Origin of the sequence: Collinsella sp. wc0583 (assembly GCF_046116915.1) — a bacterium.
Classification (GTDB): domain Bacteria; phylum Actinomycetota; class Coriobacteriia; order Coriobacteriales; family Coriobacteriaceae; genus Collinsella.
Window position 1 is genome coordinate 24,415 of sequence record NZ_JBJXBN010000004.1, and the last position, 26,487, is coordinate 50,901.

Consider the following 26,487-nt stretch of genomic DNA (forward strand, 5'->3'; position numbering starts at 1 on the left):
GCTGTCGATGCTCAAAATGCCATAAACTAGTAACGTTATGGACTTTTTCATTGCGACTCAATTGCGAGGATTTCTTTATGGCTGGTAATCACTTTAAGGGCAGCGATAGCGGCCGTCCTGCAGTTCCGCCGCGTCCGAACGGGGCTGGTAAGGCCGGCACGCCGGGCGGCGCTGGACAGGGCGGTTCCGGTAAGCGCGTGTCCCCGGGCGAGACAGCGATGTTTACCGCTCTGTACGAGCAGTCTCAAAAGGCAAAAAAGACCGGCCGTGCAAGAGGGAATGTCTTTGCGGGCGGTGCAACCTCCACGTCGCAGCCGAGCGGGGCTCCTTCGGTACCCGCGAACAACGCAGGTGCTGCCAACGCCGCGAATGCCGCCGGCAACGTTAATGCCGACAAGGCCGCCAACAATACTCCCTCTGCCGGTGGCGCGGGGCTTACGGGTAACCTTGGCACGATTTACACCGGCGCCTCCGAGACTGGCACGTTCGCCCGCCTGGATGATAGCGGTGCCGAGTTTGCGGGCTCGGGTTCCAAGGAAGATTATTACGATTTTGGCTTGAACTACGGTGGCGACGCTTCGCCGAGTTCGACCTCTGACGGTCTGGTCCGTCATCGCCATCGCAAGGGCGAGCGCAAAAAGCGTCACACCGGCGCCATTATTGCCGTTGTAGTCGCGGTGCTTCTCGTTGCGCTTGGCGCAAGCGGCTTTATGCTGCTTAACTCGGCAAAGACCGTAAAGAGCGAAGCGAAGGAGGCTGTCGAGATCGTCGGTGGCCTTAAGGACAAGGTCACGTCGGGCGATTTTTCGACGCTGCCTGACGACGCGAAGAAGATCGATGAGCTCTGCGACAGCATGAAGGCGGAGACCTCGAGCCCGCTGTGGACGGCGGCATCGTTTATCCCGGTGTATGGCAGTGACATCAACGCAGCCCGCACCATGATCGACGCCTTGTCCGATGTCTCGAGCAACGCGCTGGTTCCCATGGCCGACAACCTTTCGCAGGCCACGCCCGGCAAGCTGTTCCAGGACGGCATGATTAACGTGTCCGCGCTGCAGGCGGTCGCCGATTCGCTTTCCAGCAGCTCGAAGGTGTTCAAGAGCGCCAACGAGAAGGTCCAGGGCATTGGCGATACTCATATTTCCCAGGTGACCGAGCTGGTCGATAAGGCCAAGGACGGCTTTGCCACCCTCAACGGCGCGGTTGACGCGGCGGAGAAGGTCGCCCCCGTCCTTCCCCAGATGCTCGGCGCCAACGGCCAGACGCGCAACTACCTTATGTACGCCATGAACAACGTCGAGATTCGTGCCTGCGGCGGCTTTGGCGGTTCGCAGGGCCTGATTTCGGTCACCGACGGTCAGATGTCGATTGGCGAGTTTGTTCCCCGCATTGGACTCAGCGAGGATGAGGCGGTCGAGAGCGTCGACGAAGAGGATGAGGCGCTGTTCGGCAACCACAGCAACCTGTACAACTCGGGCAATACCTATTCGCCTGATTGGCCCCGCAACTCGCAGCGTGTCGCCGCGCTGTGGAAGTCCCAGTATGGACAGGACGTTGATGGCGTCATCGGTATCGACCCGGTGTTCCTGCAGTATCTGCTGGGCCTGGTCGGTAACGTGTCACTGCCCGACGGAACGGTTGTCGACGGCACCAACGCCGCAAAGGTCCTCATGCACGATGTGTACTGGAACTATCCGGTCGAGGAGTCGGACGGCATCTTTGCATCCGTCGCCAGCGCTGCCTTCGACAAGGTCCTTGGCGGTATCGGCGATGTCGATGTTACGAAGCTTGTCAGCGCCGTTGAGCGCGGTGCCGAAGAGGGCCGCCTGATCGCGTGGATGAGAAACGATGATGAGCAGAATGCCATCAAAGAGACGGGCATTGACGCTTCGCTGCCCGATCCGGATGATCCGAGTGCCGATCCCGTTGCCGGCGTTTACTTTAACAACCTGAGCTTCTCCAAGCTCGACTGGTATCTGAACGCCGACACTCAGATTGGTCAGGGCGTGAAGAACGGCGACGGCACGTGCTCCTATCGCATCACCGTTACCCTGACGAACATCATGACGCAGGAGGAGGCTGGCAAGCTGCCCGACTACGTTGCGGCGAGCGCGCCCGATGCCGCGCGTGACGACGAGCGTCTGAATGTCTCGTTGTTTGCCCCGACGGGTGGCAACATCAGTGACCTTACGGTTGAGGGTACCCAGTTTGGTCTTGGTGCCGCTACGTGGCATGGAATCCCCTTCTATTCGGGCACCGTTGACCTGCATGCTGGCGAGACGACGACGATCACGTATACGCTGACCACGTCGGCCGAGGCGGGGGACAAGCCTCTTACGCTGCGTCAGACCCCTACATGCCAGGCGGCTCGCGACAGCGCGTCGGCGTAGGGTTTTTCTGGTAGCGCAGATAATCGAGTACCATTTTGGGGCGGACAGGCAATCTGTCCGCCCCTATTTTGTAAGGAGAGCGCATGAAGTACTTTGGCACCGACGGCTTTCGCGGTGAGGCCAACGTTGGGCTGACGGTAGAGCACGCTTATAAGATTGGCCGTTTTGTGGGCTGGTATTACGGCGCCAACCGCGAGCGCAAGGCACGCGTCATCGTGGGCAAGGACACGCGTCGCTCGAGTTATATGTTCGAGGCGGCGCTGGTGAGCGGTCTGGTCGCGAGCGGTGCGGACGCCTATATGCTGCACGTGATCCCCACGCCGGGCGTGGCGCATCAGACCGTGGAGGGCTGCTTCGATTGCGGCATCATGATCAGCGCGAGCCACAACCCGTTTTGCGATAACGGCATTAAGCTCGTCAACAGCGACGGCTTTAAGATGGACGAGGACGTACTGGAGCTCATCGAGGACTACATCGATGGCAAGAGCGAGGTGCCGCTGGCCACGGGCAACCACATCGGCGCCACGGTGGACTACATGCAGGGCCGCAACCGCTACATTGCTTCGCTCATCGCCAGCGTGAACTTTTCGCTGCAGGGCGTCAAGATCGGTATCGACTGCGCCAACGGCTCGGCTTCCTCGGTGGCCAAGCCGGTGTTCGACGCGCTGGGCGCTGACGTGCGCGTGATCAACGCCGCGCCCGATGGTTTTAACATCAACGTCGACTGCGGCTCCACGCATATGGAGCGTCTGCAGCGCCATGTGGTGGAGCAGGGCCTGGACGTGGGTTTTGCCTACGACGGCGATGCCGACCGCTGCCTGGCCGTGGATGAGCGCGGTCGCGTGGTAGACGGCGACCAGATCCTGTACGTGTGCGGCGTGTATCTGAACAAGCACGGGCGACTCTCGGGCGGTACCGTGGTGCCGACGATTGCCAGCAACTTTGGCCTGGTCAAGTCGCTGGAGCTTGCCGGTCTGAGCGCCGTGACCAGCGGCGTGGGCGACCGTCACGTGTATGCCAAGATGCGCGAGGGCGGCTACAGCCTGGGTGGCGAGCAGACGGGCCATACGATCTTTGGCGATATCGAGCGCACGGGCGACGGCATTATGACCTCGCTGCGCGTGATGGAAGTGATTCGTGCCGAGCGCGAGACGCTCTCGCAGCTCACGGCTCCGTGCAAGCTGCTGCCGCAGGCGCAGGTGGCCGTGCACGTGGCGGACAAGGATGCCGCGCTCGAGAACATGGGCGTGCAGAACGCCATCGCCGAGGCCGAGGCTGCGCTGGCAGGCGAGGGCCGCGTGCTCGTGCGCAAGAGCGGAACCGAGTCGGTTATCCGCGTGCTGGCCGAGGCGCCCGACCAAGCATCCGCCGATGCCGCCATGAAGCGCATCGCCAACGCGCTCGAGGCTCTGTAAGGTAGTCATTGGGGACGTTCTTAAACAACTAGGTGGAAAGGGGGCGCCGCGGATTGGTTCCGCGGCGTCCCCTTTGCGTTGACGTGTCGGTTATGCCTTACAGCTCGTAGAGCGTGGTGAACTTGTCCTGCAGGTAGCTGCAGTAGTAGCGGGCATCGAACGCCATGCCGCATGCGCCCTTGATGAGTTCCGGCGCGTCCTTGGCGCGGCCCCACTGCCAAATGTGCTCGCCCAGCCAGGCGCGGACGGGCGCCAGATCGCCGCTCGCACAGGCGCCATTGAGGTCGACGCCGTCGCGGCACATGGCCGGCACAAACATGGCATCGTAGGCGCTACCCAGCGCATACGTGGGGAAGTAGCCAAACGAGCCGCCGCTCCAGTGCGTATCTTGCAGGCAGCCGCGTGTGTCGTTGGGAACGGGAATGCCCAGGTACTCGTCCATAAAGCGATTCCAAAGCGCGGGGATGTCCTTGGCCGTGGCCTCGCCGGCAAACAGCATGCGCTCAATCTCGTAACGCACCATGATATGCAGCGGGTAGGTGAGCTCGTCGGCCTCGGTACGGATCAGCGACGGCTGAGCGATGTTCACGGCGCGGTAGAGCGTGTCCTCGTCCACGTTGCCGTAGACCTCGGGCGCGTGGCGGCGCAGCACCTCGAGCAGCGGTCCCATAAAGGCGCGGCTGCGGCCCACGGTGTTCTCGAAAAAGCGGCTCTGGCTCTCGTGGATGCCCATGGAGGTGCCGCCCTCCAGGCACGTGCGCGCGTAGGCGGGGTTCACGCCCAGCTCGTACATGGCGTGGCCGGCCTCGTGGATGATGCTGTAGACGTTGGAGATGCAATCGTCCTCGTAGATGTGCGTGGCGATGCGCGCGTCGCCCACCGAGAAGCCCTCGCTAAACGGATGCTCGGTAAAGGCAAGCGTGGTGTCGTCCAGGTCCAGGCCGACGAGTTTCATCAGGTCGAAGCTCATGGCGCGCTGGGCGGCCTCGGGCACGCGGGCATGCAAAAAGTCGGCAGCGGGCTGCTGGCCGCGCTCGCCGATGGCGTGCACGAGCGGCACGACCGTGGCCTTAACCTCGTCGCAAAACGCATCGAAGCTCTCGGTGGAAAGGCCGCGCTCGTACTGGTCGAGCCACACGTCGTATGGGTCGCGCTTGGGGTCCATGAGCTCGGCCTGATGCTTGAGCTGGCTGACGATTTTGTCCACATAGGGCTCAAAGCTCGCCCAGTCGTTGGCCGCTTTGGCCTTGTGCCACACGGCGTCGGCCTCGCAGGTGAGCCTGGTCCAGGCCTCGGCCTCCTCGGTGGGGATGACGCTTGCCTCGCGCTGGTCGCGGCCGAGCACGCGAATCTCGTCAAGCAGCTGCGGGTCGTCGATCTTTCCGCCGGTGACGGTCTCGCGTGCCAGCGAACGTACAAGTTCGACAGACTTTTCGCTGGTCAGGAGCTTATGGTGCTCGCCGGCAAGGGTGCCCATGGCGTCGGCACGGGCGGCGGCACCGTTGGCGGGAGCAATGGTCGCGCCGTCAAACTCGGCAATCTTGAGCAGGTACTCGCGGGTCCACAGTTTGCCTTCGAGCTTGCGGAATTTTTTGACGGCCTTATCGACCTTCATGCCTTTGGGTGTCTTGCCCGCTGCGGGCTTGGCCTTCTTATCGTGCTTCTTTTCCATACCATATCCTTGATCTCGCGAGCCGAACGCCACGGCTGGGCGCACGGCCAGTTTGCACAGCTACCTGCCTTGTACCCAGCACGAACAAAACGGAACGCGGCGATACGCCCACACAATGTGGTATCCTATAGCCCAATGCGTTGACGGAGAGGGTTTTGCCCGCCGCGTCGCCGGCAAGAGAGGGAAGGTCATGGGCTGCAAGCCTTCCTGCGGTGACAAGGGCCAAGCGTTCACTCCCGAGCAGCGACCTCAACGGGCACGCGGCCAGCGGCGGCGAAGCCCCAGTAGGGAAGCCGTGAGCCTCGCGACAAGGGGCAAAGAGTGGGCGCGGCGGGCCAGACATCCGCCGGGTCAAACAAGGTGGTACCGCGGAATTCAACCGTCCTTGGGCAATGCACATGCCCGAGGGCGGTTTTTTGTTACCGAACCGGGCCGCGTTTTCGCAACGTCAGACGGCGGCAGCCGCCTCGGCAAGCGGGGAGCGCGAGAGACGAAAGGGAAGACATGAGTCTGATTGATGATCTGGTCAAACTCGAGGAAGAGGCCAAGGAGCTCGTCGCGGGCGCCGACGACGCCGCAAAGCTCGAGGCCGCGCGCGTTGAGCTGCTCGGCCGCAAGGGCCGCATCACTGGCCTGATGCGCATGATGGGCAAGCTCGCCCCCGAGGATCGTCCCATGATGGGCAAGCGCGCCAACGAGATGCGCCAGCTGATTGAGGGCATGCTCGACGAGCGCACCACCGAGATGAAGGCCGCCGCCCTCAAGCACACACTCGAGCACGAGGCCGTCGATATCACGCTGCCGGGCATCCGTCCGCAGATCGGTCACCAGCACCTGATCAAGCAGATCATCGAGGAGGCCGAGGACATCTTCTGCGGCATCGGCTACACCGTCGAGTCCGGTCCCATGGTCGACACCTCCTACTACAACTTCACCGCGCTCAACGCCCCCATGGATCACCCGAGCCGCTCGGCCCGCGACACCTTCTACGTGGTCGACAACAACCCCGGCAGCGTCGCACACCCCGAGGCTCACGCCCACGGCGAGTCCGACGTGCTGCTGCGCACCCAGACCTCGGGCGTGCAGATCCACACCATGGAGTCGCAGAAGCCGCCCATCTACATGATCTGCCCGGGCACCGTCTATCGTCCCGACACGGCCGACGCCTGCCACCTGCCGCAGTTCAACCAGATCGAGGGCCTGGTCGTCGACGAGGGCATCACCTTTGGCGATCTTAAGGGCACGCTCGACTACTTTGTTAAGTGCATGTTTGGCGAGGACCGCAAGACGCGTTACCGCCCGCACTTCTTCCCCTTCACTGAGCCTTCCTGCGAGGTGGACGTGAGCTGCCATGTGTGCGGCGGCAAGGGCTGCAACTTCTGCAAACACAGCGGCTGGATCGAGATCCTGGGCTGCGGCATGGTCGACCCCAACGTCCTGATCAACTGCGGTATCGACCCCGAGAAGTACACCGGCTTCGCCTTTGGTATTGGCGCCGAGCGCGTCGCGGCCCTGCGCTACGACCTGCCGGACCTCAGAACCCTGATGACAGGCGATATGCGTTTCCTGAACCAATTTTAGGCTTGCCCAGGCACCCCATCTTGGCGTTCAACCGTCGCTCGCGTACCTTTAGTACGCGTCGCTCCTCTTTCACGCCAACCTGGGGCACCTGGACAACCCTAAGGCGAACGTCTTCATTTGATATTTCCTCCCTATGCGGAGATTAAGAACTAGGAGAGCTACATGCGCGTTTCTTACGACTGGCTCAAGACCATGATCGATATTCCGGAGGATCCCAAGACCCTTTCGGACGAATATATCCGTACCGGCACCGAGGTCGAGGCGATCGACACCGTGGGCGAGTCCTTCGACCACGTGGTGACCGCCAAGGTGCTCACCAAGATCCCGCACCCCGATAGCGACCACATGTATGTGTGCTCGGTCGATGTGGGCGACAAGAATCTCGACGCCGACGGCAATCCCGCTCCGCTGCAGATCGTCTGCGGCGCGCAGAACTTCGAGGCCGGCGACCACATCGTCACGGCCATGATCGGCGCTGTCCTGCCCGGCGACGTCAAGATCAAGAAGAGCAAGCTTCGCGGCGTCGTGTCCATGGGCATGAACTGCTCCGCGCGCGAGCTCGGCTTGGGCGGCGACCACTCCGGCATCATGATCCTGCCCGAGGATACGCCCTGCGGCATGCCGTTTGCCGAGTACGTGGGCTCGAGCGACACCGTGCTCGACTGCGAGATCACGCCCAACCGTCCCGATTGCCTGTCCATGATCGGCATGGCCCGCGAGACCGGCGCCATCTTCGACCGCGATTTCCACGTTGAGCTGCCCGCCATCAAGGCCGAGACCGGCCGCGCGACCGACGACGAGCTTTCGGTCGAGATTGCCGACGAGGGCCTGTGCGACCGCTACGTTGCCCGCATCGTGCGCAACGTCAAGGTCGGCCCGTCGCCCGACTGGATGGTCAAGCGCCTTAACGCCTTGGGCGTGCGCCCGCACAACAACATCGTCGACATCACCAACTATGTGATGATGCTCACCGGTCAGCCGCTGCACGCCTTTGACCTGGACACCTTTGCCGAGCGCGATGGCCACCGTCGTGTGGTGGTTCGCGCCGCCCAGCAGGACGAGAAGTTCACGACGCTCGACGGCGAGGAGCGCGTGCTCGACGCCGGTATGGGTCTCATCACCGACGGCGAGCGTCCCGTGGCGCTGGCCGGCGTAATGGGCGGCATGGATTCCGAGATCGAGGACGACACCGTCGACGTGATGGTCGAGAGCGCCTGCTTCAACGCCGGTCGCACCTCGCACACCAGCCGCGATCTGTCGCTGATCTCCGACGCCTCCATTCGCTTTGAGCGCCAGGTCGACGAGACCGGCTGCGTGGATGTCGCCAACGTTACCTGCGCGCTGATCGAGGAGATCGCCGGCGGCGAGGTTGCTCCCGGCTATGTGGACGTGTTCCCCGCGCCCAAGACCATCGACAGCATTAAGCTGCGCCTGGCCCGCGTGCGTGCCATCTGCGGTGCCGACATCGAGCCCGACTTTATCGAGCGTTCGCTCACCCGCCTGGGCTGCACCGTCGAGCGCGACGGCGAGGACTTCATGGTCACCCCGCCGAGCTTCCGTCCCGACCTGCCGCGTGAGATCGACCTGATCGAGGAGGTCCTGCGCCTATGGGGCATGGGCCGCGTTACGGCGACCATCCCGGCTGCCAAGAACCACATCGGCGGCCTGACCCGCGAGCAGAAGCTCACCCGTAAGGTCGGCGAGATCCTGCGCGCCTGCGGCCTCAACGAGACCACGACCTTTGGCTTTGCCGCCCCGGGCGACCTGGAGAAGATTGGTATGTCCACCGAGGGCCGCGGCTGCCCCGTGGTTCTCATGAACCCGCTGGTGGCCGAGCAGACCGAGATGCGCCGCTCGCTGCTGCCGGGTCTGCTGCAGTCTGTGGCCTACAACGAGGCCCACGGCACGCCCAACGTGCACCTGTACGAGGTCGGCAGCCTGTTCCATGGCCGCGAGAACGCCAGCCTGCCCAAGGAGACCAAGTCCGTGGCGGGCGTGCTCTCGGGCCAGTGGAGCGAGCAGTCCTGGAACATGAAGTACCGTAAGCTGCGCTTCTTCTTTGGCAAGGGCATTGTCGAGGAGCTGCTTGCTCAGCTGCGCATCGAGAAGGTTCGCTTCCGTCCCGTCGAGGGCGAGGGCTATGCCTTCTTGCAGCCGGGTCGCGCCGCCGAGGTTCTGTCCGGCGGTACCGTGCTGGGCTGGGTTGGCGAGATTCACCCCGAGGCGCGCGAGGCTATGGGCATTGACGAGGTTGTCGTTGCCTTTGAGCTCGACCTGGACAAGCTGATCAAGGGCGCCCGCAACCAGGAGAACTACCGTGAGTTCTCGCAGTACCCGGCCGTTGAGCACGACCTTGCTATCGTGGTCGACAACTCCGTGACCTGCGAGGATCTTGAGCGCCGCATTACCAGCGCCGGCGGCAAGCTGCTCGAGGGCGTGCGCCTGTTCGACGTCTACCGCGATCCCATCCGCATCGGAGCGGGCAAGAAGTCCATGGCCTTTGCGCTTACGTATCGCTCCGACGACCACACGCTCACCAGCGAAGAGGTCGAGAAGGCGCACCAGAAGATCGTCACCAAGGTGTGCAAGGGCGTAAACGGCGAGGTCCGCGGCTAGGGCTTGCGCTGGGTATAGGTCAGCGGTGGCTGCCGCCGAGTCCTACGTGATTGCTATGCTCGGTATAAGGCACTGCTGAGCCTGCATATATGACACGCGCATTACATAACGGCGTGCTGCTTTGTCGGCAGCGCGCCGTTTTGCTATGATAGCCCGCGGCGTGTTACGAATCTGACAATACGTAACACTGACAAGGTGATTCAGGCGGCGTTGCAATTCCGTGCGCCGACAACCGGGAGGCGTACATGCACATTCCAGATAATTATCTGTCCCCGCAGACCGATGCCGTCATGGCAGTGGCGATGGTGCCCGTTTGGGTTCACTGCATCAAGAAGGTGCGCGCCACGCTCGATCGCGAGCACATGGCGTTCCTGGGCATCTGCGCCGCATTCTCCTTCTTGCTCATGATGTTCAACGTGCCGCTGCCCGGCGGTACCACTGGTCACGCCGTTGGTGGCGCGCTCATCGCGCTGCTGCTGGGCCCCGAGGCTGCTGCCATTGCCGTCTCGGTCGCGCTGGCGCTGCAGGCGCTGCTGTTTGGCGACGGCGGCATTCTGTCCTTTGGCGCCAACTGCTTTAACATGGCCTTCGTGCTGCCGTTTGCCGCTGCTATCGTGTTCCGTGCACTCAACAGCCGCTTGCACGACAAGAGCTGGGGCACCTCGGTTTCGGCCATCGTAAGCGGCTGGGTCGGCCTGTGCCTGGCGGCCCTGTGCGCAGCAATCGAGTTTGGTATTCAGCCGATGCTTTTCACGAATGCTTCGGGCGCTCCGCTGTACTGCCCCTTCCCGCTGTCCATTGCCATTCCGGCTATGATGATTCCGCATATGTTGGTTGCCGGCGTGGTCGAGGGCGTGGCGACGGCCGCCATCTACGGTTTCATTAAGAAGACGGCGCCGAGCGTTATCGTCGGGCCCGAGGCCGTCGATGGCCAGCTTGCTGCCGAGGGCACTGCTGCTAAGAAGACCTCGCTGGTCCCCACGCTCATCCTGGTCGCCGTGCTTGTCGTGGCTACGCCGCTCGGCTTGCTTGCTACCGGTGATGCCTGGGGCGAGTGGGACGCTGAGGGCGCCGCGACTGCCGTTCAGGAGGCTGGTGACGACAGTCTGCAGGCTTCGGTCGGCCTCGATACTCCGACCTTTGCCGACGCTCTGCCTACGGGTGATTACCTGCAGGCCTATTCCGAGGAACAGGGTCTTGGCTTTGTCGGTCAGGCTGCCATGTATATCCTGTCCGGCGTGATTGGCGTGGCGGTGCTCACCATCGCATTCCGTCTGATCTCGCTGACGGTCAAGGAAAGCGGAGCCCATGGCGATGGTCGAGCTGCCTAGCTGGCTTGCGGTCGAGCAGCGTTACGAGCCCACGGGCGCTCGTCATCGCGTGATGCAAAAGAACGTCCTGCACCTGGCGAGCCTGCTTGAGCGGGTTCGCCTGGGTGGAGGCGCGCACGAGGGCGGGTCGATGGTCGACCGCGCCCTTTCTTGCGTTTCGGCTCCGGTGCGCCTGGTGGGGATGTTCGTTTGCGTCCTGTGCGTGTGTCTGACGCAGAGCCCGCTGTACCTGATGCTGATGGCGGCTATCGCGCTGGTGCTGGTCGCGGTGCGCCCCGCGCGCGGGTTGCGCGCGACTTTTGTACCGGCGCTTGGCGCCACGGGGCTTGCGGTGGTTCTGGCGCTGCCTGCCCTGTTGCTGAGCGCGTCTGCCATGGGCGCCATGCTCAAGATCGCGCTCAAGACGTTTATTAATGTGTCGCTGGTGCTGGGTGTTTCGTGGACGCTCACCTGGAGCCGCATGTCGGCGGCGCTCAAAATGCTGCACCTGCCCGACGAGGTTATCTTTACGTTTGATATGGCGCTCAAGCATATTGAGGTGCTGGGACGCACGGCGCACGATCTGTGCGAATCGGTCATGCTGCGCAGCGTCGGTTCCGCGCCTGCGGGTTTTTCGCGCACCGATTCGCTGGCGGGTATCATGGGCATGACGTTTATCAAGGCGATGGAATGCAGCCGCGCGATGGACGAGGCCATGCTGTGTCGCGGCTTCGCCGGCGTGTATCCGGCGCCTGCACGGAGCGGCTTTGGCTGGCGCGATGCGGTTTACGCGGCCGTTGTGGCGTTGCTCGCCGTGTTGTGCGCGGTGCTGTAGCGCGGACGGTCGAACCGTTGATGTGAGTAGGGAAGGGCGACGTTTTGGCAAACGATACGAATAACGCGATGGGTGCGAGCGGTGCTGCCGGCGCCGAGGTCACGCCGCTCATCGAGTTTCGCGACGTGGTGTTTTCCTATGCGGGTCATACGGTGGTCGATGGCGTTTCATTGCAGGTGAACCGTGGAGAGCTCGTTGCTCTGCTTGGTCCTAACGGCTGCGGCAAGACGACGATTATGCGTCTTATCAACGGCCTTGAGCTTGCGGACGCGGGTGCGTACCTGTTCGACGGGCATGCGGTCGATGCGGCGTTTCTAAAGGATTCTGCGGCCGCTCAGCGTTTTCATCAGCGCGTGGGCTTTGTGTTCCAGAATGCCGACGCCCAGCTGTTCTGCGCTACGGTGGGCGAGGAAGTTGCTTTTGGTCCCGCGCAGATGGGGTTGCCGGCAGACGAGCTCGAGCGCCGCGTCCGCGATGCCATGGAGCTATTCCAGGTTGCCGACCTTGCCGACGTCTCTCCCTATCAGCTCTCGGGCGGGCAAAAGAAGCGCGTTGCGCTGGCTGCGGTGGTGTCGATGAACCCGGATATCCTGGTGCTCGACGAGCCTACCAATGGGCTCGACGAGGATTCATGCGACATCGTGGTCAACTTCTTGCTGGCCTACGTCGCGGCGGGTAAGACGGTCTTGATGAGCACACATCACCAGGATTTGGTGCGACGCCTGAGTGCCCGTGCAATCTATATCGATCGATATCACCATGTGGTCGAGGCGCCGGTGTCGTCGTATGGAACCGAGAGCGGCGCTGCGGAATAGTTGCTGCGTAGAGCGTGCGTAGCCGCCTGCGCGGCTTTGCCGTGATGGTATAGTTATCCAGGTTTTTATGGGGGTGGCTATGCCAAGCTGGAACATTCATATCGCTCAGACGGAGCGTTTGCTGGAGCGCACCGGTGCGCTTGCCAATAGCGTGCGCGACCGCAATGCCTTTTTGTTTGGCTGCGTGGTTCCGGATATCTTCGTGGGCTATATGGTCCCTGGCATCGCCGATCCCATCCCATACCGCATTACGCACTTTGCAAAGCCCGAACCTATCCCTAAGCCGCGCGAGCACGAGTTCTGGGATACCTATGTGGCGCCGCTGCTCAAAGGGGCGCCTGTTGGTACGCCGGCTGCCGCGACCTCGATTGTCGAGGAGCGCGAGCGACTCAATCGGGTACATTATCCCCAACGCTACAAGGATGCCGAGCCGGTTGCCGGTCCCGGTGCTAGCGAGCTTTCGCTCGCGCCCGATGACGTGGCGCAGTCGTTGCTCGATTTGACACTGGGTGTCTGGTCGCATCTGGTGGCCGATACCGTATGGAATACGCGCGTGAATCAGTACCTGGAGGCGCACGGCGGCAAGCCGTGCGAGGAGTTCCGCATTAAAAAGCAAGGCGACTTTGACTGGTTTGGCAAGACGCTCGGCATTGTTTCCATCCCGCGTGCGACCGATCGCCTGTATACCGCTGCGGCACGTTTTGGGCAGTATCCCATCCATAAAGAATATGTGCTCAAGACCATCGGCGTTATGCACGAGATCGTGCGCGAAAACCCCGGTGAGCCCGATCATCCGCCGTATCGCCTGCTAACCGAGGAGTTTTTCGATGCGACGTTTACCGAGGTCATCGAGCTGACCGAGGCGGGTTTTGCGGCTCGCGTTGCTGCTTCTGACGTTCCCGCGGTCCCTCTGATTGCTAGCTGCTAGCCGGCCGGCTTAACGGTGAACAGTTCATCCCAATTGACCAACAGCTCCCGTCGCAGGGCATCTTCGGTGGTGCGTTCCTGATCGGTCTTTGGGATGTAGGGGAGCCCCGTCTTTTTATAAATGAGCTCGGCGATGTTGTTAAAGCTCTTCGTGTCCTTGATTTGCTCATAGGTTATCTGGATAACGTCATAGCCCATGCTGGTGAGCGCGGTGGTGCGCTCGGCATCGGAGAGGCTTGCGGCTTCGCCATCGTGGGCGGAACGGCCTTGGCATTCCAAGATGACGCCCATACTGTCGGTGTTGCTCTCGATGAGGATATCGGCGTAGCAGCAGGTTTTGTCATACAGTGAGCGCGCGGCGTCGCTGAGTGGGATGCGCACGTTGTTGGTGATGCCGATACCCAGGCCGCCCTCGTCGCGGGGGAGCGAGACAAGCATGGAGGTCTGTACTTCGAAGGGCGAGGCGGCCTGCCCCGTCATGTGCTCGGCCGCCCAGCGCAGTTGTTTAACGCCGCGCAGGCCTGCGGTCTGCTTGGCGAACGCGGTGATATCTGCTGCGGTAAGAAGCGGCGTGCGCTTCCACAAGTTGGTGTCATTGCCCTTGGTGTCGTTAACTCGCTCCCAGCCGCAGCTGGGCGGAATGAGCTTAAGCGAAATAGCTTCATCGAGTTGTTGTTGCGTTCGCTCGCAGGGCTTAAATACTGCAAAGGAGCCGCACATCTCGTAGCAAGCCATGAGTAACTGGCTGCGTGAGACCTGCGTGGCAAGGCTGAGCAGTGTGAACTCCGGGGACGTGACATCAAATCCATGCTCAGTCTGCCTAAACGACCCGGGAGGTGGCTCTTGGGTCAGGAGGTGTGACTTGAACAAACTCCGTGATCCGACTTGCTCGCGACTGAACACAAATCGATGAAGCGGCATATGAAGAAGGTCTTCAACAAGCGCATGGTTCCCAAGGGCGCAACACCTGCGATCCATGTTGTCTAGACTGACAGCGGGGTAAAGTCCTAATACCTGCGGCGGAATACGGTGATAGTAAAAAGCGGATTGACCGCATAGCGTCAGGTCCATGACGTCCTCCTGGTCGAAATGTGCTTTTGGACCGTGCGATGCCAGCGTCAATTCGGAAGTATGCGGCAAAATCTGAACCCTGTGAGCAGACCTGGCTTTTGAGGCTAGTTTATCAGGCATTTTGTTGCGAAAAAACGAGGTGTGCTCGGTGGTCTCAGAATTTGCCGCATACTTCCGAAAACCAGGTCGATCTGGCTCTTGCTAAAACGATTTATCAGCGTCGGTTAAGGTGTGGGTTTGCCACCGGGCGAACACTTTTAGCGCTTGGGACTTTATTTTATGGGCCTCGAAGGGTGGATTTCGCACTTTTGGTAAAGAAATGAGTGCGTGTTTTGCTGTGCGCCGGCATTGGCACAGAAAAAGGGCCCGGAAGGCTTTGCCTTCCGGGCCCTTTGCAATGCAAGCGTGCTTGCAAGTGCGATTTAGCGCACCTGAGCGACGTAAGCGACGTTGGTCGAGGAGACCTTGTCCTCGAGCTGGACGCTCATGCGGGAATCGCCAGCGGTGGCGACGGTCAGGTCTCCGGCCTCGACGTAGCCGAGCTCCTTAGCGGTCTCGATCGCCTTGACGATCGTGCCGTTGACGGTGCCCTGGGTAATCTCGGCCTGGTGCGGGATAACGCCCCAGTACATGATCATCTGCTGGACGGCCCACTCGTGGCGGGAGAACGCGCAGATCGGCATGTTGGGACGGAAGTGCGAGATCAGGCGAGCGGTGCGGCCGGTGGTCGTCGGCACGGTGATGCACTTGGCGCCAACGGTGGTAGCCATGTTCACAGCGGACATACCCACAACGTTGTTGACAACACGGGTGCCGTGGGCATCGGCCGGAACCTCGAGCGGAGCGTGGGCCGGGAGGTACTTTTCGGTCTCGAGAGCAATGCTGGCCTGCATCTTAACGGCCTCGACCGGGTACTTACCGGCAGCGGACTCGCCGGACAGCATGACGGCATCGGTGCCGTCGTAGATGGCGTTAGCAACGTCGGCAACCTCGGCGCGCGTCGGGCGCGGGTTCTGCTGCATGGAGTCGAGCATCTGCGTAGCGGTGATAACGGGCTTGTAGGCCGCGTTGCACTTGGCGATGATCTCCTTCTGGATGTGGGGAACGAGCTCGGGCTTGATCTCGATGCCCAGGTCGCCACGGGCAACCATGATGCCGTCGGAAGCCTCGAGGATCTCGTCGAAGTTCTCGACGCCCAGGGCGCACTCGATCTTCGGGAAGATCGTGACGTGCTCGCCACCGTTCTCGCGGCAAAGCTTGCGGATGCCGCGGACGGACTCGCCGTCACGGATGAAGGAAGCGGCGATGTAGTCGATGTTCTCGGTCAGGCCAAAGAGGATGTCCTGACGATCGCGCTCGGTGATGGCGGGCAGCGAGATGTTGACGTTGGGCATGTTGACGCCCTTGCGCTCGCCGATCAGGCCGTCGTTCTTGACGACGCAGGTCATGTCCTGGCCGTCGACGGACTCGACCTCGAGGGCAACCAGGCCGTCATCGATCAGGATGAGGGAGCCCTTCTCGACCTCGGAGGGCAGAGCCAGGTAGTCGAGGGAGATGTGCTCAGAGGTGCCGTGGAAATCCTCGGACGTGGGCTGAGCGGTGACGACGATCTTGTCGCCGGTCTTGACGGCAACCTTCTTGCCATCGACCAGAAGGCCGGTGCGGACCTCGGGGCCCTTGGTGTCGAGCAGGATGCCGACGGGCATACCGAGCTCCTTGGAAATACGACGGACGCGCTCGATGCGACCGTGGTGCTCGTCGTAGGAGCCGTGCGAGAAGTTAAAACGGGCGACGTTCATGCCCGCCTTGATCATCTCGCGGATGGTCTCGTCGCTATCGCAGGCGGGACCCATGGTGCATACAATCTTAGTGCGCTTGTACATTCAGACCTCCATCTGACATCGTCTTGCGCTGATAGATAAACCATAAGAAATAAAACTGAGTTGATTATAACGAAATGGCGACCGAATACCCCAAAAAATCGACCGTATGCCGAATTAGAAGTTCATTTTTTGCGGAAAAACGGTATATGCAAAAACTTTACCAACCGTTCTAACCGCTGCTATCTGGGCGATATTTCAATTTGATGATGCGCCGAAGAAAAAACGTTTTATCAATGTTGAGCATCACACGGCCTGCACCGTTGCTTATGGACCATATTTCCAAATGGATTGTTTTGGCTAGACGCGTTGCTTTGGGGTACCATAGCTCCACTATCAACTGCCGCTCAGCACGGCAGCCTTGATGAGCCCTTGCCCTTCTCCTGGGAATTATGATCGGGCATCAATCTGCTGAGTGGCCCGAATCCCAGGAGGGGACTCTATATGCAAAAGGAATACCTGTCCGCCGCGGCGGAGGTGCTCAGCGACCAGGGTGTCGATGAGAACCTCGGCCTGAGCGACGACGAGGCGTCGTCGCGCCTCGCTAAGACAGGCCCTAACAAGCTCGAGGAAGCCGAGAAGACGCCGCTGTGGAAGCGTTTCTTTGAGCAGATGGCCGATCCCATGGTCATCATGCTGATCGTTGCCGCCGTCATCAGCGCGCTCACGGGCATGGTCAAGGGCGAGCCCGACTTTGCCGATGTCGTCATCATCATGTTCGTCGTTATCGTCAACTCGGTACTGGGCGTGGTCCAGGAAGCCAAGAGCGAGGAGGCCCTCGAGGCCCTGCAGGAGATGAGCGCGGCGCAGTCCAAGGTGCTGCGCGACGGCAAGCTCGTGCATCTGCCGAGCGCCGAGCTCGTGCCCGGTGACGTGATCATGCTCGAGGCGGGCGACTCCGTTCCGGCCGACTGCCGCGTCCTCGAGAGCGCCACGATGAAGATCGAAGAGGCCGCACTCACCGGCGAGTCCGTGCCCGTAGAGAAGCACGCCAACGTGATCGAGCTTGCCGCGGGCACCGATGACGTGCCGCTCGGCGACCGCAAGAACATGTGCTACATGGGTTCCACCGTTGTGTACGGCCGTGGCCGCGCCGTCGTAGTCGGCACCGGCATGGATACCGAGATGGGCAAGATTGCCGGCGCCCTGGCCGAGGCCAAGGAAGAGCTCACGCCGCTGCAAGTGAAGCTCGCCGAGCTCAGCCGCATCCTCACCATCATGGTGATTATCATCTGCGTCGTGATCTTTGGCGTTGACATCCTCCGCCACGGCGTGGGCAACGTCCTTACCGACCCGACCGCCCTGCTCGACACCTTTATGGTCGCTGTCTCGCTCGCCGTCGCTGCCATCCCCGAGGGCCTGGTCGCCGTCGTGACCATCGTGCTGTCGCTCGGCGTGACCAAGATGGCCAAGCGCCAGGCGATTATCCGCAAGCTTTCTGCCGTCGAGACCCTCGGCTGCACGCAGACCATCTGCTCCGACAAGACCGGCACCCTTACCCAGAACAAGATGACCGTCGTCAAGCACGAGCTCGCTGCGCCTAAGGAGAAGTTCCTGGCAGGTATGGCCCTTTGCTCCGATGCCCAGTGGGACGAGGAGCTGGGCGAGGCCGTGGGCGAGCCGACTGAGTGTGCGCTCGTCAACGACGCCGGCAAGGCTGGTCTCACCGGCCTGACTGCCGAGCACCCGCGCGTGGGCGAGGCCCCGTTCGACTCGGGCCGCAAGATGATGTCCGTGGTCGTCGAGACCCTGGACGGCGAGTACGAGCAGTACACCAAGGGCGCGCCCGACGTGGTGATCGGCCTGTGCACCCATATCTACGAGGGCGAAAAGGTCGTCCCGCTGACCGAGGAGCGTCGCGCCGAGCTCGTGGCCGCCAACAAGGCCATGGCCGACGAGGCCCTGCGCGTGCTGGCGCTGGCAAGTCGCACTTACACCGAGGTCCCGAGCGACTGCAGCCCCGCTGCGCTCGAGCACGACCTGGTCTTCTGCGGCCTATCCGGCATGATTGACCCTGTCCGCCCCGAGGTCGCCGACGCCATCCGCGAGGCCCACGATGCCGGTATTCGCACCGTCATGATCACGGGCGACCATATCGACACCGCCGTGGCCATTGCCAAGCAGCTGGGCATCGTCGCCGATCGCAGCCATGCCATCACCGGTGCCGACCTCGATCGCATGAGCGACGAGGAGCTCGACGCGCACATCGAGGACTACGGCGTGTACGCTCGCGTCCAGCCCGAGCACAAGACCCGCATCGTCGAGGCCTGGAAGTCACGCGACCAGATCGTGGCCATGACGGGCGATGGCGTCAACGACGCCCCGTCCATCAAGCGCGCCGACATCGGCGTGGGCATGGGCATCACCGGTACCGACGTCACCAAGAACGTTGCCGACATGGTGCTTGCCGACGACAACTTCGCCACCATCATCGGTGCTTGCGAAGAGGGACGTCGCATCTACGACAATATCCGCAAGGTCATCCAGTTCCTGCTTTCGGCTAACCTTGCCGAGGTGTTCTCGGTGTTTATCGCCACGCTCATCGGCTTTACCATCTTCCAGCCGGTGCAGCTGCTGTGGGTGAACCTGGTCACCGACTGCTTCCCCGCGCTCGCGCTGGGCATGGAGGATGCCGAGGGCGACATCATGAAGCGCAAGCCGCGCAACGCCAAGGACGGCGTCTTTGCCGGTAATATGGGCCTGGACTGTGTGGTCCAGGGCTTGATCATCACCGTGCTGGTGCTGGCGAGCTTCTTTGTGGGCGTGTACTTTGACATGGGCTACATCCACATCGCCGATATGATCGCCGGCAATGCCGACGAGGAAGGCGTGATGATGGCGTTCATCACGCTCAACATGGTCGAGATCTTCCACTGCTTCAATATGCGCAGCCGTCGTGCGTCGCTGTTTAGCATGAAGAAGCAGAACAAGTGGCTGTGGGCATCTGCCGCGCTGGCGCTGGTACTGACGGTTATCGTGACCGTTCAGCCGACGCTTGCCGAGATGTTCTTTGGCCCCGTGACGCTTGAGCTCAAGGGCGTTATCGCCGCCCTGGGCCTTGCCTTCCTGATCATTCCGTTGATGGAGATCTACAAGGCGATCATGCGCGCGGTCGAGAAGGAGTAAGTTAACCTGTCCGGGCCCGCCCCTGCGCGTTTTCTTCTTCGCTGGTCCTCGCGCTTCGCGCTGCGGGATCGCTCAGAAGAAAACACTCCCGGGGTGGGCCCTACGGTATCCTTGCTGGCTTTTCTCCCGTGCGGATGATAAAGGGCTGAGGGAAAGTATGTGAGTCGGTCGAGCGTTTGCTCGACCGACTCTTTTTTTGTGGGTAAAATACCTGCTCAGTTGTGATTTTGGGTGCTGGGAGGCGTTTGTGGCTAAGGCTAAGGCTAAGGCGAAGAAAAAGACGACGGGGGCGCGGGCTAAGCGCGATCGTCGTCGGAAGCTTGCGACCGAAGCTCCCGCGTCTGCCGAGGAGCTGCTGGCAAGCGTGCCGGGACTCGATGCGCTGCAGGATGTTCCGGCGTTCGACGATCTGCCGGTCGATGATGCTCAGCGGGCTGCCTTCGATGATTATTGTGCTCGGGCCGAGGAGCCCGAGCAGATGCAGCTTGGTGCCGTGGTGCGCCTGGATCGTGGGTTTCCGCTGGTGGCGACTGCCGATGACACCTTTCGTGCCGAGCATGCCGTGGGGTTTGCCAAGTCGCGTGGCGAGGACGAGGTTCTGCTGCCCGCCGTGGGCGACCGCGTGGCGGTGCGTCGTGCGCCCGGGCACGACATGGGCGTGATCGAGTGCGTGCTGCCACGCCGCACGAGTTTTGAGCGCTGGCGCGGACGCGCTCGCGGCGAGCGTCAGGTGCTTTGCTCCAACGTGGATAGCGTGCTGATCGTGCAGGCGCTCGGCGCCGGCGAGGTACTGCTCGACCGCGTGGCGCGCTCGCTGGTGTTGGCACTCGACTGCGATGCCGAGCCGGTGGTGGTACTCACCAAGGCCGACCGCTGCGACGCCGATGAGCTCGAACGCGATCTGGACCGCGTGCACCGCTTGGTGGGTCCGGACGTGCGCGTGATCGTGACGTCCTCTGCCGAGGGTCGTGGCCTGGACGAGGTGCGCGCCTGCGTGCCCGCCGGGAGCTGCGCCATGATCTTGGGTGAATCGGGTGCTGGCAAGTCGACGCTGCTCAACGCGCTGCTGGGTCACGATACGTTGGCGACCGGCGGCGTACGTGAGCGCGATGACCAGGGTCGCCACACCACGGTCGCGCGCGTGATGGTGGCGCTGCCGGGCGAAGCCGGCGTTATTGCTGACGCGCCGGGCCTGCGCAGTCTGCCGCTCGTGGGGCATGAGCGGGGCTTGGCACGCGCGTTTCCCGAGATCGTCGAGGCGTCGCGTGCGTGCCGGTTTGGCGACTGCACGCATACCCACGAACCGGGCTGCGCCGTTCGCGAGGCCGAGGATGCCGGGCAAATCGACAGCCTGCGCCTGGAGACGTTCCAAAACCTGGCGTCATCCATGCGTGTGAGTGCTCAGATGCTCGATCCCGATGTCCATCTGTAACTGATTTTTCCTATGACAGTCGTCTCCCAACTGTTCGGGAGGCGGCTTTTTTGCTGCCAAAGCGCCTCGAAATATGCGTTTTGCCGACGTTCTGACCAAAACCTTGCCACGAGCTTGACGGGCTGGTCAGCTTTTGGTCAGCAATTGGTTTGACACGTAAAACCAAGATTGCGATTGCGCCGCTTTGCGCCCTGGTCGCCCAGACAATGGTGGTACGGGCATTTACCCGGCACCGCCATGAGAGGAGCGGCCGTGAACAAGAGCAAGCGCATCGCCATCAGTCTGGCCGCGGGCGTGCTTGCCGCGGCGCTCTGCATGGTCTACAGCTCGTCGATTCGCTCGCAAGCCGAGCAGGCCCAGGCCGAGACGCTGGCCAAGTACGGCGGCGATCGCGTCGAGGTGTGCGTCGCGGCACGCGATATCGATGCGGGCGAGACGCTCGACGAGACCAATGTCATAACCCAGGAATGGCTGGCGAGCCTACTGCCGCGCGATGCGGCGACCGAGTTGCGCCAGGTGCGCGGCGACGTGACGACCTCGCGCATCCCTAAAAATGCCGTGATTTGCGATGTCTACACCAAGGCCGAAAGCCACACGCTCGAGGTGCCCAAAGGTAAGGTCGCCGTTTCGGTGGCGGTCGATGCCGAGCATTCGGTCGGGGGCGCCACGGGCGTGGGCAGCTACGTGGACGTGTACGTGCAAAAGGACGGCGTAACCGATCGGCTGTGCGGTGCGCGCGTGATCGATACCAGCGAAGAGGCCGGCGCCACGCGCGAAGGCAAGATCGAATGGGTGACGCTGGCGGCCGACCCCGAAGACGTTAAGGAATTGCTGGGGGCCTCGGGCAAGGGGGCGGTCAGTTTGACGATTCCCGCCACGGTGCGCAGCAAAAAGAGCGGAGGCGACGAGTGATGAAGGCGATCTGGCTTGCATGCTGCGCGTGTGGTGATTACGGATTGCTGCAGCGGGAAGTCGAGGGCCGCGATGCGGGCGCGCAGGTGCTTCGCGTGGGTGACCTGGATGGGCTGGTGTCCATGGCGCGGGCGTTTCCGTCGCGTCGCGGGGCGGCGATTATCGCGGCAGCCCTGTTCGATGCCGAAGACGTGCGAAAGACCGTTGCGCGCCTGACGGCCGAGGGCCGCGTGAGCCGCGTGGTCGTACTGATAGAGACGCTCGATCCTTCGGATATCGAGGGGCTGTTTCGCGCAGGGGCGACCGAGGTTATCGCTGCGCGCAGCATATGCGGCAACGGGCGCGCGGGCGAGGGAACGGTTGATTGCGACCGGTGTCTGACGATTGAGCCCGATGCTTTTGTTGATAGGGAACCCGGGGCGCCTCGCGCTACAAGAGGCCCGCGTGTTGATGATTGTGGAAAAGCGGAAGCCGAGCATGGTCGGTGTCCCCGGGACCCCCTTGCATACGATGAAGTCGGAGAGCCGGTGCCGTATGGCGAGGATCTTTTGGCTGTAGATATGGGATACGTGCATGGCGTGAGCCTGGTCGATGAGCTCGACGAGGTTGAGGGACTTGCCGGGAACGACAATGTTCGTGTCGATGCGACCGTGAAGTCCCCAGATTCGGCCCCACGGACCGAGCAGCCTGCCATGCCGGCTTGGGCGCAGCATATGAGCGCTGCCGGGGAGACGGGGACGTTGCCGCCCGTGCCGGCGCCGCCTGCCCCCACGCCGTCGGCGGATGCCGCCGCTTCGTCGCATCGAGCCCCGGTTGTCTGCGCCGTCTCGGGTTCGGGCGGTTGCGGCAAGTCGACGATCGTCGCCGCCATGGCGCACGCGGCGTCGCTGCTGGGCCTGCGTGCTGCCGTGCTCGACTTGGACCTGATGTTTGGAAACCTCTACGACCTGTTGGGCGCCGATGCCCCGCATGACATGGCGACGCTTATCGAGCCATCGGCTGCGGGCGCACTCGCCGAATCGGACATCGTGGCCGCCTCGATGCGCGTGGCCCCGGGCGTCACGCTTTGGGGCCCGGTCGCCGCGCCCGAACAGGCCGAGCTCATGGCGCGTCCGGTGGAGCTGTTGCTCGATGTCTTGCGCCGCGAATCCGACGTGGTGCTTGTCGACACCTCGGTCTTTTGGGGCGACGCCGTGGCGGCCGCGGTGGCGGCGAGCGACCGCTGCCTGGTCGTGGGCGATCCATCGGCGTCGTCTGCGACGTCCGCGGCACGCGTTATCGAGCTGGCGAGCCGTGTGGGCGTGCCGCGTACGCGCATGAGCGCCGTATTCAACCGGTTTGGCGCGCGCGGCGCTGACGAGGATGTCGCCATGCGCTTTGAGATTACCTGCGCGTTGAGCTCCAAGATCCGCATTGCCGACGGCGGGCAGGACTTGGCGGCGCTCATGGCGTTCGGCCGTGCTGACGAGGCAGTGGGCCAGACCAGCGCTTTTGCCACCAGCGTACGCGAAGCCACGCGCAAGATGCTCATGGAGCTGGGCTGCGCCGTCGGTCCCTGGAGTGACATGGTCACCGACCGCGCGACGCGCACCGAGCGCCCGCGTATCCGTCTTCCCTGGTCGCGCGAGGGTGATTCGCGATGAGCTTGCAAACAAGGATTAAGGAAGCCGGTGCGGCCGCGGCGACAGTGCCTGTTGATGCGGGGCGCCACCGTGCCGTCAAGCGCCGCACCAAACGCGCCGTGATGGACCGCATGGGTTATGACGAGGTGGCGCGTATCAGCGCCTACATCGATCCGGCGCTCGCCCGCTCGGAATTGCGTCCTGCGGTGGAGGCGGCGCTCAACGTGGAGGAGCCGGGCGACCTGGCGACGCCCGAGCGCGAGACCATCATCGACGAGATTTTGGATGACGTGGTGGGCCTGGGCCCGCTGCAGCCGCTCATCGAGGACGACACCGTCACCGAGATCATGGTTAACGGCTGCCGATCGGCTTTCTTTGAGCGCGGCGGCGTCTTATATCCCATCGAGCATGCATTTGAGGATGACGAGCAGATCCGCGTGCTCATCGACCGCATCATCTCGCCGCTGGGCAGGCGTATCGACGAGCGCAGCCCTATCGTCAACGCTCGCCTCAAGACGGGCTATCGCGTCAACGCGGTGATCCCGCCTGTGGCGATCGATGGGCCAATCCTCACCATCCGCAAGTTCTCAGACCGCATCTGTTCGTTGGACGAGCTTGTGGGCCTGGGGTCGCTACCGCTTTGGTATGCGCAGCTGCTGTCGTGTGCGGTGTCGCTGCGCCAGGATCTGGCGGTTGCAGGTGGCACGGGGTCGGGCAAGACCACGCTGCTCAACGCGCTGTCGTGCGAGATATCCACCGGCGAGCGCATCGTGACGATCGAGGACTCCGCCGAGCTCAAGTTTGCGCATCACCCGCATGTGGTTCGCCTTGAGGCACGCGAGGCTTCAATTGAGGGCGAGGGCGCGGTGACAATCCGCGACCTGGTGACCAACGCCCTGCGCATGCGTCCCGACCGTATTGTGGTGGGTGAGGTGCGCGGTGCGGAATGTTGCGACATGCTGCAGGCCATGAACACCGGGCACGACGGATCGCTCACCACGCTTCATGCGGGCACCGAGCAGGAGACCGTGGTGCGTTTGACGCTGCTTGCGCGCTATGGCATCGATCTGCCGAGCGAGCTTATCGAGGAGCAGATTGCCATGGCGCTCGACGGCATCGTGATGTCCGAGCGTCATGCGGACGGCAGGCGTTTCGTGTCCTCCTATTCGGGGGTGCGACGCGGCACGTCAGGCGGCGTGGAGCTTGAGCGCTACGTGACGTTCGATGCCGCCACGCGCACCTGGACGCTCGATCGCGAGCCTCCGTTTATCGCGGAGGGCCTGCGCTCGGGAACGCTCACGCATGAGGAGGTGGACGAATGGAGATCGTTGTGCCCCTCGTCGTAGGGGGCTTGACGGGGCTTTCGGCCGCGGTGGCGTGTGGAGCGGAGCCTCGTGCGCCGCGCGTGCCGCCGGCGGAGCTGGTCAGCCATGCGCTTGAGTCGGTTGCCGAGAGGCTGCCGCGTGAGTTGGTAGAAAACGACCTGCTAAAAAAGATTGCCCACTCTTGGGCGGCGCTGATTTCGGCACATCGCGTTGGCCTTGTTATCGAGGATGACGAGGCGCGCCTGGCATGCTTGCTGCTATCGAGTGGTGTCTGCGGCATTGCCCTGACTGTCGTATCGCTGTCGCCCATCGGCTTTGTCCTCGGGCTGCTCGCACCGTTTGGCGTAGGCGCCGCTCGCGACACCTTCGACCGTCGCCGCGAGCAACACGATGTGGAAGAAGCCATGCCCGAGGCCTTTACGGCGCTCTCTATGTCGCTCGCCTCGGGCCATTCGCTGGCCCAGGGCATGAGGTTTGTGGGAACTCACGCGCAAGAGCCGGTGCATACCGAGTTTTTGCGCGTGGCGGCGGCGATCGACTGCGGCGTCTCGGCGACTGATGCGTTGGATGACCTACTCGACCGTATCGATGCCCCCGGCCTTTCGCTTGTCACCTTGGCGCTCAAGGTGTCGCAGCGAACCGGTGCCCCGCTTGCCGACCTGCTATCCGAGGCGTCGAGCATGGTGGGGGAGCGCATTGAGCTCAAGCGCCGCCTGGACGTCAAGACATCGCAGGCGCGCATGTCGGCGCATATGGTCTCGGCGATGCCGGCGGGCATGTGTGCGGTGCTGGCGCTGCTTTCGGCCGACTTTCGCCGCGGCCTTGCAACGCCGGCGGGTGCCGGTGCCGTGGTGCTGGGGCTCGCCCTCAACGCCGTTGCCCTGGTGGCCATCCGACGCATTATGCGGGTGGAGCTATGAGCGCCCTGGTCGGGGTCGCGGCGTGCCTGTGCGCGCTCAGCGTGTTTATCGTGACAGGACTCAATCGTGCGGACGCATGCAAGATCGCCCAGGTCTGCAAACGCGAGGCGCTGCTGGTTGTTGCGGCTGCCCGATCGGTGACCGATGTCCTGGTAGCACGGTTGAGGGGCATGCTCGGCACGGGTGGTACGGCGCAGGTGTCGCTCGGCGAGGTGTCCGAGATGATCGACGTGGTGCGTCTGGGGCTTTCGGCCGGCCTTTCGTTCGATGCGGCGCTTGAGGTTTTTTGCGCCAATCGCCGATCGACGTTGGCGCTCCGCCTTGAGCGAGCCTGCATGGCGTGGCAGGTGGGCGTGGGGACGCGCGAGGACGAGCTCCTGGCGGCCGCGCGCGACCTGGATGTGCGGGCGCTCGAAACCTTTGCCATCACAGCGGGGCAGGCGCTTGCCCTCGGTGCCCCGCTTGCCGAGACGCTGGCAGCCCAAAGTCGCGAGATTCGCGCGGCCCATCGCGCTGCAGTCGAGCGCGAGATCGAGCGCGCGCCGGTCAAGCTGCTGATTCCCACCGGCACGCTCATCTTGCCGGCGTTGCTTCTGTCCATATTGGGCCCGCTGCTGGGAGCAGGCGGGATGATGTAG

General features: G+C 62.7%; 18 protein-coding genes. 15 read left to right on the forward strand and 3 right to left on the reverse strand.

Translation table 11 applies throughout. The features are described 5' to 3' along the window. Positions 1-77 precede the first annotated feature (77 nt). Both ACKUUJ_RS04230 and glmM read left to right on the forward strand, forming a co-directional pair. Positions 78-2,390, forward strand: a complete 2,313-nt coding sequence (locus tag ACKUUJ_RS04230; RefSeq protein ID WP_409064760.1) for a DUF4012 domain-containing protein — start codon at positions 78-80, stop codon at positions 2,388-2,390. An 83-nt stretch (positions 2,391-2,473) separates the two neighbouring features. Continuing rightward, entirely contained in the window at positions 2,474-3,805 is a 1,332-nt protein-coding gene (gene glmM / locus ACKUUJ_RS04235; RefSeq protein WP_196022477.1) for a phosphoglucosamine mutase, read from the forward strand. A 97-nt stretch (positions 3,806-3,902) separates the two neighbouring features. On the opposite strand, the gene ACKUUJ_RS04240 is transcribed toward glmM, so the two are convergent. After that, the gene (locus tag ACKUUJ_RS04240; protein WP_409064761.1) at positions 3,903-5,477 is read right to left on the reverse strand and encodes a carboxypeptidase M32; all 1,575 of its coding nucleotides are present in this window, start codon (positions 5,475-5,477) and stop codon (positions 3,903-3,905) included. Between the two features lie 504 nt (positions 5,478-5,981). Here ACKUUJ_RS04240 and pheS point away from each other — a divergent pair. The 6 genes from pheS (at position 5,982) to ACKUUJ_RS04270 (ending at position 13,562) form a co-directional block, all read left to right on the forward strand. After that, positions 5,982-7,058, forward strand: coding sequence for a phenylalanine--tRNA ligase subunit alpha (gene pheS, locus ACKUUJ_RS04245; RefSeq protein ID WP_022094464.1), 1,077 nt, complete (start codon positions 5,982-5,984; stop codon positions 7,056-7,058). Between the two features lie 162 nt (positions 7,059-7,220). Beyond that, positions 7,221-9,674, forward strand: a complete 2,454-nt coding sequence (gene pheT, locus ACKUUJ_RS04250) for a phenylalanine--tRNA ligase subunit beta (protein ID WP_409064762.1) — start codon at positions 7,221-7,223, stop codon at positions 9,672-9,674. Positions 9,675-9,919: 245 nt separating this feature from the next. Next, the gene (gene cbiM, locus ACKUUJ_RS04255) at positions 9,920-11,005 is read left to right on the forward strand and encodes a cobalt transporter CbiM (RefSeq protein WP_409064763.1); all 1,086 of its coding nucleotides are present in this window, start codon (positions 9,920-9,922) and stop codon (positions 11,003-11,005) included. After that, the gene (locus tag ACKUUJ_RS04260; RefSeq protein WP_409064764.1) at positions 10,983-11,819 is read left to right on the forward strand and encodes an energy-coupling factor transporter transmembrane component T family protein; all 837 of its coding nucleotides are present in this window, start codon (positions 10,983-10,985) and stop codon (positions 11,817-11,819) included. Before cbiM ends, ACKUUJ_RS04260 begins: the two co-directional genes overlap by 23 nt. A gap of 44 nt (positions 11,820-11,863) precedes the next feature. After that, entirely contained in the window at positions 11,864-12,634 is a 771-nt protein-coding gene (locus ACKUUJ_RS04265; RefSeq protein ID WP_409064765.1) for an energy-coupling factor ABC transporter ATP-binding protein, read from the forward strand. Between the two features lie 79 nt (positions 12,635-12,713). Then, a complete protein-coding gene (locus ACKUUJ_RS04270; protein ID WP_409064766.1) occupies positions 12,714-13,562 on the forward strand; it encodes a hypothetical protein in 849 nt (282 codons plus the stop codon). Here ACKUUJ_RS04270 and ACKUUJ_RS04275 read toward each other — a convergent pair. Both ACKUUJ_RS04275 and pyk read right to left on the reverse strand, forming a co-directional pair. Beyond that, complete coding sequence (locus tag ACKUUJ_RS04275; protein ID WP_409064767.1) at positions 13,559-14,296, reverse strand: hypothetical protein; 738 nt, start codon at positions 14,294-14,296, stop codon at positions 13,559-13,561. The genes ACKUUJ_RS04270 and ACKUUJ_RS04275 overlap by 4 nt on opposite strands. A 758-nt stretch (positions 14,297-15,054) precedes the next feature. Continuing rightward, positions 15,055-16,515 (reverse strand): pyruvate kinase, encoded by a 1,461-nt coding sequence (gene pyk / locus ACKUUJ_RS04280; protein WP_390396860.1) that lies wholly within the window; start codon positions 16,513-16,515, stop codon positions 15,055-15,057. A gap of 441 nt (positions 16,516-16,956) precedes the next feature. On the opposite strand from pyk, the gene ACKUUJ_RS04285 reads away from it, so the two are divergent. The 7 genes from ACKUUJ_RS04285 to ACKUUJ_RS04315 all read left to right on the forward strand — a co-directional run bounded on the left by ACKUUJ_RS04285 (position 16,957) and on the right by ACKUUJ_RS04315 (position 26,487). Further along, entirely contained in the window at positions 16,957-19,638 is a 2,682-nt protein-coding gene (locus tag ACKUUJ_RS04285; protein WP_409064768.1) for a cation-translocating P-type ATPase, read from the forward strand. Between the two features lie 478 nt (positions 19,639-20,116). After that, the gene (gene rsgA, locus ACKUUJ_RS04290; RefSeq protein ID WP_373162151.1) at positions 20,117-21,070 is read left to right on the forward strand and encodes a ribosome small subunit-dependent GTPase A; all 954 of its coding nucleotides are present in this window, start codon (positions 20,117-20,119) and stop codon (positions 21,068-21,070) included. 252 nt (positions 21,071-21,322) lie between these two features. Then, positions 21,323-21,982, forward strand: coding sequence for a Flp pilus assembly protein CpaB (gene cpaB, locus ACKUUJ_RS04295; protein ID WP_409064769.1), 660 nt, complete (start codon positions 21,323-21,325; stop codon positions 21,980-21,982). Beyond that, positions 21,982-23,625: a CpaE family protein gene (locus ACKUUJ_RS04300; RefSeq protein WP_409064770.1), complete on the forward strand. Its 1,644-nt coding sequence runs from the start codon at positions 21,982-21,984 to the stop codon at positions 23,623-23,625. The genes cpaB and ACKUUJ_RS04300 overlap by 1 nt, the downstream gene beginning before the upstream one ends. Continuing rightward, a complete protein-coding gene (locus ACKUUJ_RS04305; RefSeq protein ID WP_409064771.1) occupies positions 23,622-24,950 on the forward strand; it encodes a CpaF family protein in 1,329 nt (442 codons plus the stop codon). The genes ACKUUJ_RS04300 and ACKUUJ_RS04305 overlap by 4 nt, the downstream gene beginning before the upstream one ends. Then, entirely contained in the window at positions 24,923-25,849 is a 927-nt protein-coding gene (locus ACKUUJ_RS04310) for a type II secretion system F family protein (RefSeq protein WP_409064772.1), read from the forward strand. The genes ACKUUJ_RS04305 and ACKUUJ_RS04310 overlap by 28 nt, the downstream gene beginning before the upstream one ends. Continuing rightward, positions 25,846-26,487 (forward strand): type II secretion system F family protein, encoded by a 642-nt coding sequence (locus tag ACKUUJ_RS04315; protein WP_409064773.1) that lies wholly within the window; start codon positions 25,846-25,848, stop codon positions 26,485-26,487. Before ACKUUJ_RS04310 ends, ACKUUJ_RS04315 begins: the two co-directional genes overlap by 4 nt.